The organism is Ereboglobus sp. PH5-10 (assembly GCF_029504735.1).
Lineage (GTDB): Bacteria > Verrucomicrobiota > Verrucomicrobiia > Opitutales > Opitutaceae > Ereboglobus.
Window position 1 is genome coordinate 142,217 of sequence record NZ_JAQFIP010000009.1, and the last position, 14,170, is coordinate 156,386.

Below are 14,170 nucleotides of genomic sequence, written 5' to 3' on the forward strand. Positions count from 1 at the left end.
GGCGGCGCGGATGCGACAAGCGCGATCAGCAAAAGCCAAGGCATCCTGACACACGCTGCGCCGGGGGAACCCCAGAGTTCAAGTCATAATGCCATTTGCGAGCAAATTTAGACTTTGGAACCAAGCGCGGCGGGCGCACGCGAAGGCGCGCGCCCGCGCGTCAAAAATCACCACAGGCGGCGGTAGCCGAGGTTTAGGGACCAGGGGCGGTCGTAGTAGGCGGCCTTGGCGTATTCATAATCCAAATACAACTGGCTGATGTCGCTGAGGCGGTAGCTCGTGCCGAAGCCGATTTCGACGCGCCTGCCGTCGTAGTCGGCCTTGAAGGTTTTGTCGTGGGCGGTGATTCTGCCTCCGTTGGAATCGACCGCGACCACGGCGAACTTGCCGTAGGGGTGCCACTTGCTGTCGCGGATCTGGCGGCCCGCGCGAACCATCGCGCGATATTGCCAGGTGTCGGAATCGCCAACGCTCACGTCGATTGCGCGCTGGCCGACGGTGGCCCGCGTCGAGTAATCGGAGCCCTTGAGCCAGAGGACCGCCATTTGCACGCCGGGTTCGATCCACCAGCCGTCGGCGCGTTGCAGGCGGCGGCCCGCCTCGAGCGAGAGGCTTTGGCCGTTGGTGTTGTATTTGCCGTGGGTGACGCGGCCGCTCACGGACTTGGCGTCGAATTCGTTGTTGTAGCGGTCGAAGCGCGCGGTGCCGTCGAGGAACCAGCCGTTGTTCCCGAGCATGGTCAGGTAAACGCCCGCGCCCACGGAGCGGGTTTTGCCGTCGCCGGCGTTGTCGAGGCGTCGGTCAACATTGCCCATGTCGATGAAGCCGCCGATGAAGTTCACGCCGGCTTGGGTTGCGAAGGCTTTGTCCGCGCCGCCGGTGACGCCCCAGCCGTATTGCTTGAAGCTCATGCCGGAGAGTTCGTTGGCGGCGTTGAGGCGGTAGCCGCGGGAGCGGAACCACATGCCGCCGGCGGAAGGTTTGGAGCCGAGGGTTTCGGAGCGGATGTCGCCGAGGCGCGTGTGGATGGCGTCGAGGGAGCTGGCCCAGTCGAGGGCGAGGGCCGAGGCGGTGTTGATGATCGCGTCGGCGGAATGCGAGAGGCCCTGGTCGAGGAGATACCAGCTGTCCGGATTGGGCGCGTAGATGCTGCTGTCGCCGCGAACGAGCTCGATGGAGGTGAGGGCGTATTCGAGTTTGCCGCCGGGGTTGGCCATCACGAAATCGGCGGCGCCGGGGGTTTGCGCGGTGATGATTTCAATGGAGATGTTGTGCGCGGTCGGCTCGATGCCGGCGTCGAGGATGTAAACGGCGTGCGTGGCGGAGCCGGCGTTGACGAGGTCGAGTCGGTTGGCGGTTTGCGCGGCGAGGTCGGCGTTCATTACAAAGAGGCCCGACGTGTCGCCGAGGGTCGCGATCGTCGCGGTGTCGGTGGGATTGGCAAAGAGGAGCGTGCCGCCGCGCATGTTGAGGGTGCCGAAGTTGACGGCGTCGCGCGCGAGTTTGAGTTGCGCGTTTTGGTCGAGCGTCGTGACGGCGATGTCGTAGGCGGTGTTCGCGATGGTGACGGTGCCGCCGGTCACGTAGTGCGCGCCCTCGCCGGTGATGTTGTTTTGCAGCGTGCCGGTCACGCCGGTTTGCTCGAAGGCCGCGCCGGATGCGACGCCGATGTCGGCATCGCCGAGCGCGTCGATTTGCGCGGCAACGAGGCGTCCGGCGGCGACGGTGCCCGTGCCGTGGAAATCGGTGCTGGAGTTGACAAGCGTGACTTCGCCGCCGGCGACGTGGAGCGTGCCGGCGCCGGAGAGCGTGTTGCGAGCCGTGCCGGTGGTTTCAAAGGTGAGCATGCCGTCGAGGAGGATGTCGGCGGAGCCGAGGCCTTCGGCGTCGGTGAGGCGCGCGGTGGCGGCGGCCCCGATGGCTGTTTGCGCGGTGTAATCGGTGTTGGCGCTGGTGATGGTCAACGTGCCGCCGGCGAGGGTGAGCGCGCCGGTGCCGGTGATATGGCCGTCGATTTGGCCGCCTTCGGCGATGGTTTGCGCGTTGCCGTTGAGGTCGAAGGTGGCGGGGATTTCGACGATGACGAGCTTGGTGTTGCCGAGGGCGTTGTCCGCGTCGGCGCGAACGGTGCCGCTGACGAGCGTGCTTGTGCCGGTGTAGCTGTTGGAGCCGGTGAGCACGATGAGCGAGCCGGTGGTGTAGGTGACGCCGCCGAGGCCGGTAATGTCGGCGCTGAGAGTGTTGTCGGTCGCGCCGGTGCTGGTGAGCACGAGGGTTTCGCCGTCCTTCACATTGAGCTGGCGCAGCACGTAATCGTAGTAGAGGCCGCCTTCGTGTCCCGTGCTGGTGGTGGCGCTGGCGGTGATGGCGGCGTAGCCGTAGGTGGCCTCGACATTGCCGTAGTCGATGACCTGGCCCTCGGAGAGGGCGGTGCCGTCGGCCTTGACGATGTCGAGTTGGTGGGAGGCGTGCTCGGCGAGCGTGCCGGCCTTGACGAGGAGCGTGGCGTTGGAGTCGGGGCCGTCCTGGTCGAGGAAGTTTTTGCCGACCTCGACGGCGGCGTGCGTGCCGGAGGTGTAGTTTTCAAACACGATCAGGCTGGAGGCGTCGGTGATGGAGAGCGTGCCGACGTTGAGGACTTCGGCGGGATCGACGCCGTTTTTCGGAATCCAGAGTTTGCCGGAGTTGAGCGTGAGGCCGCCGATTGTTCCGGTGACCGCGTTGGTGTGGAGCGCGGAGCCGGCGTCGAGTTGAAGGGTGGCGTTTTTGAGGGCGGTGACGTTGGAGTCGTCGCCGAGGTTCATTGTGGTGTTGGCAAGAGTGACGGTGCCCTCGAAATAGTCTGAAGGGCTGACGGCTGAAGAGCCGAAGGAGAAGGTCGAGCCGGAGAGGTTTACCGAAAGCGTGCCGGAGCCGGTGAGGGTGTTGCCCCAAAGCCATGAGTCGCCGGTTTTGACCACGAGGAGACCGTCGATGTGCGTGTCGCCCGCGCCGAGATTGGCGGTCGAGGAAACGGTGCCGGAGCCGGTGATGTTCCAGGCGGAGCCGGTGTTGACGCCGGTGATGTTGACGCCGTTGGCGGTGACAAAGGTGGTGCCGGAGCCGGTGATGTTGCTGGCGTAGTCGCCCGTGGCGGCGAGGTCGAGCGCGGCGTTGTTGACCATGGCGCCGGTGCCGGTGGCTGCGAGGTTTTCGAGGCGCAGCGTGCCGCCGGTGACGAGGGTCGTGCCGGTGAAGGCGTTGTTGGCGTGGGTGAGCGTGATCGTGGTCGCGGTGTTTTGTTTTTCAAAAACACCCGCGCCGACGAGGTTTGCCGCGCCGAGGTTTTCGTTGGCGGAGGCGGCGAGGCGCGAGCCGGCGGCGATGTCGAAGGTGCCGGTGAAGGCGGCGTTGTTGCCTCCCAGTGTGACGGTGCTGCTGGCGAGCGCGATGTTGCCCGCGCCCGTGACGGACTTGGCGAAGGTGCCGCTCGCGGTGTCGATTGAGAGGAGGTTGCCGTTGGCGAGCGTGCCGGAGCGGCCTAGGCCGTCGGTGTTGTCGATGCGGATGGTGCCGGTGTTCGCGATATCGGCGGAGAGGCCGGTGTTCGCGCCGCGGATGTCGAGGTGGCCGGCGGTGTTGAGCGTGCCGGAGCCGGTGAGCGCGCCGAGCGAGGTGCCGCCGTTGGCGAGGGTGAGCACGCCGGCGTTGAGATCGAGCGTGCTGCCGGCGGCGGTGTTGAGCGTGCCGGTGGCCTGGGTCTTGCCGTTCATGTCAACGCCGGTGTTGGCGGCGAGGTCGAGGAGCGGGGTGCCGCCAAAGGCGTTGTCGGTGAGCATGCGCACGGTGCCGCCGGTGACGAGGGTCGCGCCTTCGTAATCGCTGGCGGCGTTGCCGATGGAATACACGCCGGTGCCGCTCATGGTGTAGCCGCCGGAGCCGGTGAGTTTCACGCCGAGCGTGGATTGGGAGGCGTTGGAATTCGAGAGGGTGATGCTCGCGCCGGCGTTGGCGCTGAGTTCGACGAGGCCGTAGGCCCAGCCGATACCGCTGCCGGTGACGGCGGCGTGGAAGTCGTAACGCGCGGTGCCGGTGACGGCGTTGGATGCGTCGCGGATGCCGGTGGCGATGGCATTGCCGGAGACGGGCGTGCCGTCGTATTGGACGATGTCGAGTTGCACGCCCGTGCCGGTGACGCTGCCGGTGGCGTTGACGATCATTTGCTGGACGGTGCCGGTTTGCGCAAAGAACGAGGGGGCGTTGATCACGTCGGTGTCGTCAACCACGGTGACGGGTTTCGACATTTTGATGGTGCCGCTGCCGGCGACGAGGTCGGTGACGGTGAGCGTGCCGGTCGGGCTGACTTGCGCGCCCGTGGTTTCGACCATGAGCGTGCCGCCGTCCATTTCCAACGCGCCGATGGTGCGGTTGGCGTTGATTTCGGTGGAGCCGTTTTGCCCGAGGACGAGCGCGGCGTTGACGAGAAGCGAGCCGGCGTTGGCGTCGAGGGCGAGGTGGCCGCCGCGCATGGCGAGCGTGCCGGTGAAGGCGTTGTTGAGGCCGGATGCGAAGGCGAGCGTGCCGGTGGCGTCGGCGAAGTTTGCCGTGAGCGTGCCGTCGCCGCCAAGTGTGTTGGTGAAGGTCCAGCCTCCGGCGGCGGGCGCGAGCGCGAGCTGTCCGCCCGCGAGGTTGACGCTGCCGACGCCGAGATTTTGCGTGCCGCTGACGGTGCCCGAGCCGGTGATATTCCACGCGGCGATGGTGTTGGCGCCGATGAGGTTGACGCCGTTTTCGGAAACGACGGCGGCGCCGTTGCCGACGATGTTATTGGCAAAATTGCCGCCGTCGGCGAGGTCGAGGACGGCGGAGGAGGCCACGGTGACTCTGCCGGTGCCGGTGGCGGCGAGGTTTTCGAGGCGCAATGTGCCGCCGGTGACGAGGGTCGTGCCGGTGAAGGCGGTGCTCGCGGCGGTGAGCGTGAGCGTGCTCGCGCCGGTTTTTTCGATGCGCGCGGCGCCCTCAAAGACGCCGTCGTATTGGCTGGCGATGGTGTTGTTGAGCGTGATGCCGCCGCCGGTCAGCGCGATTTTGCCCGCGCCGCCGAGATGGTTGAGCGCGACGGAATTGGTGACGACGAGTGTCGCGCCTGAGTCAACTTGGAACGCGGTGCTGCTGGCGAAAAGCGCGTGGGGCGCGCTCGCCGCAATCGCGACGGAGCCGCTGGCGATCGTGGTGGTGCCGGTGTGGGTGTAGGCGGCGGCGGGCGCGAGGGTGATGAGGTCGCCCGCGGTGGCGCCCGCGGCAATGGCGAGATTGGCGGGCGAGCCGGCGGCTTGGGTGATGAGGGCCTTGAAGTCTTGCGCGCCGTCGCCGTCGGTTTGCCCGAGGGTGAAGGTTTTGCCGGACTGGATTTCGATGGCGGTGAGCGTGCTGCTGAGGAAGATGCCGTGGGTGCCTCCGTGCATGGCGGAGAAGGCGTAGTTGTGCACGGCCTTTGCGGTCGGATCGAGAGCGGTGTCGGAGCCTTGGATGATGTTACTCAGCATGGTCGTGCTGTCCAACGCGCCTTTGAGCCTGAGGCTGGAGATGTCGCCGGTCACGGCATTGGCGCTTTGGGCGATGGTGGCGGAGACGCCGTCGTCGAGCGAGAGGAGTCCGCCCGCGCCGGCCGGGTTGCTGTCAATCGTGGCGGGGCCGACGATGTTGATGTCGGTTGCGCTGAGTTTTTCCTGGCCGAAATCGACCGCCGTCACGCCAGAACCAAAGAGGACCAGGGAGCGCACAGTCTGGTCGCCGTCGAGGTTGAGGGTGCCGCTGACAAGCGAGATCGCGGCGTCCCTGAGAACACCATTGGTCGCATTACCCGCCACGGAATCGAGGTTGAGGACGCCGGAGTGGATATTGACGATGCCGTTGAAGTTGCCGCCCTGCGCAGTGGATGCGAACGAAAGCGTGCCGCCCTCGGTGAGATACAGCGAAATGTTGCCAGTATAAGGGGATGCGCTGTCAATTTTGTTACCGAGAACAAAATTGCCGGATGATGCGACATACAGGGAACCGGCGAGGAGGAGGTCGCCCGTGCCGATATTTTCAGTCGCGCTCACAGTCATCGCCGACGAGCCGTGCACGAACCAGTCGCCAGTATAGTCGCTGTTGTCGGCCGTGAGCGTGACAGCGGTTTGCTGGACATGCGTGGTGCCGCCGCCCGCGAGGATGTTTGCAAATGTGCCGCTGAAATCGAGCGCGAGGTTTCCGGTTGCGCCAATGGTGACGGAGCCGCTGCCGAGCGCGGCGGCGTTTTGGGCGACGAGGCTGCCGCTGGTGATTTGCGTGCCGCCGGCGTAGTCGTTCGAGCCGGTGACGCGGAGCGCGCCGGCGCCGGTTTTCGCGAGCGCGCCGTCGCCGGTGACGAGGCCGCCGAGGGCGAGCGCGGTGGTGGCGGTGTTTTCGAGCGAGAGTGTCTTGCCGGTTGCGAGCACGATGGTGTTGGAGAGCGCAACGGATGCGGCGGTGGTGTTGGAGAGAATCGCATCGCCGGTGACGTTGAGGGCGCCGGCGCCGAGGGCGGTGTTGGTGGCCGCCTCGATTTTGCCGGCGGCGAGCTCGATGCCGGCGGTGTGGGCGGAGTTGTCGCCCGCGAGGATGAGAACGCCCTGCCCCGCCTTGGCGAAGGTGCCGGTGCCGGCGAGCGCGCCGGCGAGGTTGAGCGCGGCGTTGGTGTCGATCGTCACGGTGGCGCTGGTGGAAACGGTGGATGTCGCGACATTGGCGAATGTGAGCCGGTGGTCGCCGAGGACGCTGAAGCTGCCCGCGATTTCGAGCGGATTGGCCAGAAGGGTGCGATCCGCGCCGAGCGCCTCGAGCGCGCCGCCCTTGAGGATGACTTTGCCCGCGCCAAGGGGGCCGTTGATGGCGGTGCCGTCGGCGGCGATGCGCACGAGGCCGGATTCGAGCGCGAAGCCCTCCGTGAATGTGTTTGCGCCGGCGAGAACAAGCGTGCCCGCGCCGCGCTTGATCATGGCCTGGTTGCCTTCGATAACGCCGTTGAGCGTGATGGTGCCGGAGCCGTCGTGAGTAACGACAAAGTTGTTTAGCCCAATGCCGCGATCGAGTTCGAGGTTGAGCCCGGCGTCAATGGTCATGGAGGCCTGCGAGAGCGCGTCGCTGAGGATGTAGGTGTTGCCACCGTCGCTATCGAGATTGATAACTTCGCCGGCCGTGCCGATGGTGAATGAGTGCGGGGAAACTACACTCAGGCCGATGCCGGCAATCGTCATGTTGCTGACGCCGCCGATCGTCTTGCCGTTGAGCGAACTGTCGAGCGCGCCGAATGTCGCGCCCATGCCCTTGTGGTTTGGCGTGGCGTTGGTGTTATAATAGTTGCCGCTGAGCGAATCGTAGCTTTGCCAGCTCGCGTCGCCCCAGTCGGAGCCGGAGCGCCCGTCCCACGCATAGGCGATGCCGAAAGGCACGAGCACCCAGTCGCCGCCAACCTTTATGGTTTTGCCGCCAAGCGCGTATTGGGAGCCGAAGCTGACATCGGCGTAACGCTGCTCGGAACTCACGCCACTGACGATGATCTGGTTGAGGCCGCCGCCGGTGATGGCATTGCCCTTCCAGCTGGAGAAAGTGAGCTGGCCGCCGGCATCAAAGAAGATGTCGCCGGTGGTGAACTTGGTGAGGCTGGTGTTGGCGCCGAAGTCGATGATGGAGTTGCCGGAAACTTGAATGCCGCCGCCAAGCGCCTGGGTGTGGCCGCCGAGGTGGAGCGTGCCGTCGTCGAGGGTGAGCGCCTGCACGCCGCCGACGAGGCCGGCAGCCGTCAAGGCAAAGACGCCGCCGTTGATTTCGAGGGAGGGCGCGGAGAGTTTCACTCCGACGGTGGCGTTGGACGCCCGAATGAGGCCGGCGGAAACAAGCGTGCCCCGGTTGGCCGCGGTGGTGCTGCCAAGGGTCGCGCCGTCGCCGAGGAACGTGACGACATCGGAGCCGAGGACCTTGAATTTGCCGCCGTTGTTGAGGACGATTGACGACTGGCCGTCCGCGCAACTCGCAATGGAGACAATGGCGGGGTTGTCGGCGTCGACGCCCTCCGTGATGATTTCGAACGCGCCGTTGGCGTTGGAAACGGAGAGGACGCCGGTGCCGAGGTAATTGGCGGTGTCGTCCACGGCGCCGATGGTGACATGGCCGTCGCTCGTGATGTCGGCGACGGCGCGCACGGTGCCGGAGTTGGTGATGTTGATGCCGCCGGTAATTTTGTTGGCGGCGTTGGAGAGCTCGATGATGCCGCCGGCGCCGCTGGAGGTGAAGCCGCTGGTATCGTTGGTGTCGAGCAGATGCGACTTGATGGCGAGTGTGGCGCCGGTCTGCACGCTGATGGCGTAGGAATTGCCGCCCTTGAGCGTGATGGTCGGCGTGTCGAGAATGAGGGTGCTGGCGGTGTTGCTGGCGAAAGCCGATTTCCTGACGATAAAGCCGCTGTTGCCGGAGGCAAAGGCGATGGCGTTTGAGAGGGTTCGCGAAGTCGAGCCATCGTCGGCATAGGCGGCGAGGATGCCGCTTGTGTCATAGAACATAAGCTCGCCCGTGCCGAGCGCGCCGCTTTGCACGGTGCCGTCGGGGTTGAGCACGCTGTCGGTGCCGATTTCCAAGATGCCCACATTGAGGTCGGTGCCCCCCGAGTAGGTGTTGGGCGCCTGCAGGCGAATCGTGCCGCCGCCATAGGAAACTTTGCGAAGCTTGCCCGCGCCCTCTATTATGTGATCCTTGCCGAAGATCATTTCGTTGAAAACAAAAAGCGCCGTTGTTGCGGCCAAGGTCGATGTGCCGGAATGGTCAAAGGTGAAGTTACCGCGGAAGGTTTGGTTGCTGCCGTTAAAGTTGAGCGGATTGGAGATGGTGCGGGTGCTGCCGGCGGCGGTGAGCAATGAATTGGTGTCCGGGTTCCATGCGCGAAGTGAATTATGCATGTTCCCAAATGAAATTGTTCCCGAGGAGGCGCCGAGAGCCCGGTCGTGCGCCACATTGATTTCCCCGCCGTTGAGCCTGACGCCGCCCGTGAAGGTGTTCGCGCCGCCGAGCATGAGCGCGCCGTAACCGTTGAAGGCAATGCCGCCCTCGCCGCTGATGTTGCCGTCGAGCATGAGCATCTGGTAGCTGTTGCGGTCGTTTGCCTCGGCGGCGGCTGTGATACCTCCATAATAGGTGCCGTTCGCGCCCCAGACGCTAATGTTGTGCGTGCCGCTGGAAAGAACGCCGTCGCCCGTCATGCGCAAGTGGGTGATGGCGCCGGCTTCCGTGCCCGTGCCATTGTCCGTTTCGCGCTGGAGCTTGAGACTGCCATTGAGCGTCCAATCATTTTCAAGGACGCGGGTCGCGTCAGCAAGGTTGGCGGCGATGTCACCGCCCGCCGTGGGCAGCTTGACGGACGCGCCACCGCCCCACCATGCCTCGAGGGTTTGCGTGTCCTCGAGCGCGCCACCTATGACGAGGGCGCCCGAGCCAAACGCGTGGCTGGCGCCAATCTGGACAAAGTTACTGTCGCGCAATTCCACGCCGCCGGTCCACGTGGTTTTGTTGTCACCGGTGATTCGGAGCATGCCGCCGCCGGTTTTGACGAGTTTGCTGTTTCCGAAAACCCGGCCGTTCCAGACGACATAGCCGGAATACACCGTGGTGTTTTCCGAGGGCGTCACGTTTGCGACAAGCTCCGTGTCGGCGGCGAGACGCACGTCGCTGTCGATTGTGAGAATGGAGGAGCCGGCGTGTTTGATGCGGGCGAAGGCGGCGTCCTCAAGCGCACCGGTGCCGTGGAAGGTGAGCGTGCCGGAGCCGCCGAAGTTCACGCCGGCCTGGAATGCCTCGATATTGAGGTGGTTGAGGTCGTAGTTCCCGTCCACGTCGATGGTTTTGGCCGTGAGGTTCGTGTCGATGTCCCGGATGGAGACGCTGGCCGTGGTGGAGTTGGGAATCTGGCTGGCGCGCCAGTTGGAGGCGGTGCTCCATTTCGCGTCGCCCGCGCCACCCGCCCACTCAATGGTGGGGAGGGCGGCCACCGTGTCGGGCAGGAGATACCATTTACCGTCCGCGCCCTGCTCTATCTTTGCCCCGGCTTCCCATCCGGTGAAGGCGATATTGCCCAACAGGCTGGCGTTGTCGCCGGTGAAATTGTTCGAGTTCAGCCGGACATAGGCGCCGGTGCCATCGGAGTTCCAAACACCGTCGGCATTTTGGATGAGCAGCACCTTGGACCTGTTCCAGTGCGTGTTAGAGCTCGTGTTTGCGGAACTGAAGGACAGGCGGCCCGTGCCGCCAAGTATCAACGAGCCGTTGTCGCGCAAGTAAAGGGTCGAGATTGTGTTTGAATAGTCGTTGGCATCGAACGCGCCGCCTTGCAGCACGAGGGAGCCGGCGATGAGCTGGTCGCTTTTGCCGAGCTGCAGGATGCCGCCGTATGCGTAAACACCATTTGCCTTGATGGTGTTCACGTTGGCCGCGTCGGCGCCGTTGTGGTAGAAGGTGCTGATGCCGTTGCCGTATTTGGCGATGTTTGAGAGATTCGTGATATCAGCATGGGCCGCGCCGCCGGCCTTCACGTAGGACTGGCCGGTGGTGTTGGTGCTGGTGTCGAGGCGCAGGGTCGGCGAGCGGGTGGCGTCGGTGCCGTTGCCGTAGGTGGCTCCCGCAAAGATGACGTCGCCCGCGACGGACAATATGCCCGCGCCCGAGGTCGAAATGATCTGCATGTCCCCGCCGAGCGTGACAGCGCCGTCGCCGGTGAAGCGCAATGAGGAACCGTTGTTCAAGGCGATGGTCGCCGTGTGCAGGGTGTCCGCGCCCTGGAACAGGGCGTTGTTGCCGTCGGTATTGACACTGGCAATGGAGTTGGCGCCCGAAAGAGAAAGGTTTCCGGAGCCGAGATAATTCTTGCCGGCCTCAACCGCGCCCAAGCGCAGACCATCGCTGCCGATGGTCGTGTAGAGTATGCCCGCGTTAATCGTGAGTCCGCCGGAGAACGTGCTGTTGTCGCCGAGCATTTCCAAGCCGTAGCCGCCTATCTTGGTCAGACCACCGACGCCCGTAAAATCGATTCCCTCGCCAAAGGTGACGGAGGCGTAATCAGCGGAGTTCGTGGTGGCCCCGTTTACATTGAGGGAGTAAACCGAATCCAAGTTGACGACGCCGATGCCGTTGAAGTTCAGGCGCTGCAGCGCGACATTTCCCTCGATTCCGAAGGCACCGGAGTAATTCAGCCTTTCGTAACCATTATAGCCGTAGAACACGCCGGCGCGAAGCACGACACTTCCAGCGCCGAGCCAGTCGCCGGCGCCGCCAGGACCAAAAGGGTTCGACATGTTTGAGGTCAGGATGCCCTGTTCCAAGAACAACGTCCCGGAAAACGCCGTCTTCGCATTGCTCCAAATATACAGGGTGCCCGCGCCGGTCTTGGTTATGTTTTTGTCACCCGCCACGATTCCATTGAGCAAGACGTAGTTGTCGGCGTGAATCGTCAAGTCGTCCTTGAGCACGATGGTCGCGGGAACCTGAAGATTGACGCCTGTTATCTGCTTAAGCGTGCCGCCGGCGCCGTGATTATCGAAAATAAAGGTGCCCGAGTTGATAACAAAATAGCCGCCGGCATGGGCAGTGGGATCGACGCTCAGGGAGCCGAGTGTGACCGTGCCACCGCCCAGATTGACGGTTTTGGCGCCGAGGGTGGATCCGATCGCCGCGGCGCTGATCGTGGCCTTGGCGCCGGCGAAGTTTGGGATGTTGAACTCGTCGTCGCCGACCCAGTTGGTGGGTGCAAACCAGTTCCAGTTGCCCGTCGTGGCGAGGCCGTCGGTTTTGTTGTCGAACACAGACTCAAGGTAATTGCCCGCGATGGGGACGAGGTTGCCCGAGTCATACTCCGCGCCCTTGTTGTAACCGTAGAACCACACTTGCGAAAGCTCCCCGGACGAAAGCGTGTTGAGCGTGGTAATGAGATCGTCCGTCAACGAACCGCCGGCGCTGTAGTTTCTAAACTTCAGGATCGAGTTGGCGCCGAGCGTGGTGTTGCCGAGTCCGAGGGCTGTCGCCGTCGAGCCGCCGTCGCTGCCAAAGTCGATGAGGAACTGCGTGTTCGCGGCGAGCGCAAGGGAGCCAAACGCCTGGTCGTGACCGCCGAGCGAGAGCGTGTTGCTCACGCCGCCAAGCGTGGAGACCGCCGCGCCGTCGAGCTGGGTCGCGGCTCCGGCGACAAGCGCGCCGGTGTCAAAATACAGCGAGCCGATGCCGACGCTACCACCGCCAAGCGAGAGCGAGCCGGAGTCGATGAACGAAAGTTTCGCAAACGTGGTCGTGGCGCCGCCGACGCTGTTGGTGTGCGTGACGAGCCCCGTGCCCGACACGGTGAGATCGGCGATGGTGGCGACGCCGTTGACGGTAAGGCCGCGGGCGGCGCCCGTCTCGGAACGCATGACAAGCGGGGTGCCCGCCGCGACGAGCGAACCGGCGTTGATGGCGACGTTTTTGCCGAGGTTGATGACGGCGGAGGTGGTGTTGAGCATGACCGTGTCGCCGAGCGTCACGTCGCCGTTAAAGAAGAGGTTGCCCTTGAGCGCGCCGGTGCCGAAATCGATGGTGCCGGAGGTGAGCGCCACGCCCGCGTTTTCAATTCGCAGCTTGGCGTTGTTGGAAATGGTAACGAGCCCGCCGCCAAACGTGACGAGCGCGCTGGCGTTGGCGCCGGTCAAGGTGAGCATGGTTTCGTCGCCGGGAGTGTCGTCGCCCATGACCGTGATGTTGCCGCTGCCGAGAATATTTTTACCCGCCGAGGCCGCGCCAAGGACGAGCTCGCCCGTGAACGCCGACGTGTTGACGTAACCCTGGCGCACGATGAGGCCGTCGAAGGTGCTGTTGCCGCTGGAAAGCGTGAGCGTGCCGTAGCCGTCCTTCACCAGCGAGCCCGCGCCCGTGATGGCGTGCGAGGCGCCGAAAATGAGCGAGGTGTTCGCGTCGATGTTGAAGGTCGTGGCCGCCGCGCCGAGCGTGGTCGCGCCGGACGCGCCAAGCGTGAGCGAGGAACCCGAGCCGCCGTTGACGGCAAGGCTGGCGGCGGACGCATCGAATGCGAGGGTGTTGGCAAGCGTGCGCGCGCCGATGACGGCGAACGCCTTCGCGTTGCCGGTGGTCACCACGATGGGCGACGCGCCGAGGGCGTTGTTGGCCTCAAGCGAAATCGTGCCGGCCTCGAAGCGGACCTTGCCGGCGAACGCGGTGTTGGCATTCGCGAGGACGAGCGTGCCGCCGCCGGTCTTGACCAGCGTGCCCGAACCGGCGAGCGCGCCGCCGAGGCGGACGGTCGAGGCGATCGCCACGGGGTTCACATAAAGTGTGTTGCCACCAATTGCGACGGTGTTGGTGAACGCGAGCGTGTTGACGTAATTGCCCAAATTATTGACCTCAAGGTCGGAGCCCAGGCTGACCGCGGGATTGATGGTCAGGTTGACATTGCCCGAAAGATTGAGCTCGGCCGGCGTGCCCGCGATGCCGGAATCAAAGATGAAGGACTTCCCCGCCGCCGCGTCAAACCCGAGCGTGGTGCGCGACGCGGACGAGCTCGGCCCGGTGACGTTGAGCTCGCCAAGTGTGACATTCCCCGCATCGAGCAGGATGACACGGCCGTTTAGCAGCGAAGGCGATATTGTGCTGAACGAAGCCGCGTCACCGGCCACCGCCCCGGGTGCGTCGGGGGATGTCCAGTTAGCCGGGTCGCTCCAATTGGTGCCGGGGCCGGTGAATGTGCCGGATGTGGTTTGCGCAAACACGGCACTGGAGAAGCCCCAAAGGGCCAAAATACAGGCAGTGAGAATTGCAGAGGATTTGTTACTCATAGTTTGTTTATGAAAGTTGTGTCTTGATGAAAAATTCGTCCGTGAAAGGGGCCAAGCCCCGCTATTTTAATCCGCGCGGCCACAGTATTATGGGAACCATGGTTGCGCGTTTGCGCAAAAGCACATAATTGGCATTATTATTGTCAATTTTATTCAATAATTTGAAGGTGCCGTTTAGGAAGTGGCGTTTCCACAAATGGTTATAGGCCGCCTTTAAACCTGAAAACAGCGATTGAAGGAGGGGGAAAGAGCACTGTTTCGCCCTAAGGAAAACTTCGTCAAGATGTTGGGTGATGAAAAACAACATTCAC

Annotated in this window: 1 protein-coding gene; it reads right to left on the reverse strand. The window is 64.0% G+C overall.

Translation table 11 applies throughout. From position 1 onward, the window contains the following. Positions 1-167: 167 nt before the first annotated feature. A complete protein-coding gene (locus M2447_RS09125; protein ID WP_277558355.1) occupies positions 168-13,859 on the reverse strand; it encodes an autotransporter-associated beta strand repeat-containing protein in 13,692 nt (4,563 codons plus the stop codon). Between the last annotated feature and the right edge of the window lie 311 nt (positions 13,860-14,170).

Coding starts and splice junctions, on each gene's coding strand:
- M2447_RS09125 (WP_277558355.1), bottom strand. CDS start 13,859: ATGAGTAACAAATCCTCTGCAATTCTCACTGCCTGTATTTTGGCCCTT.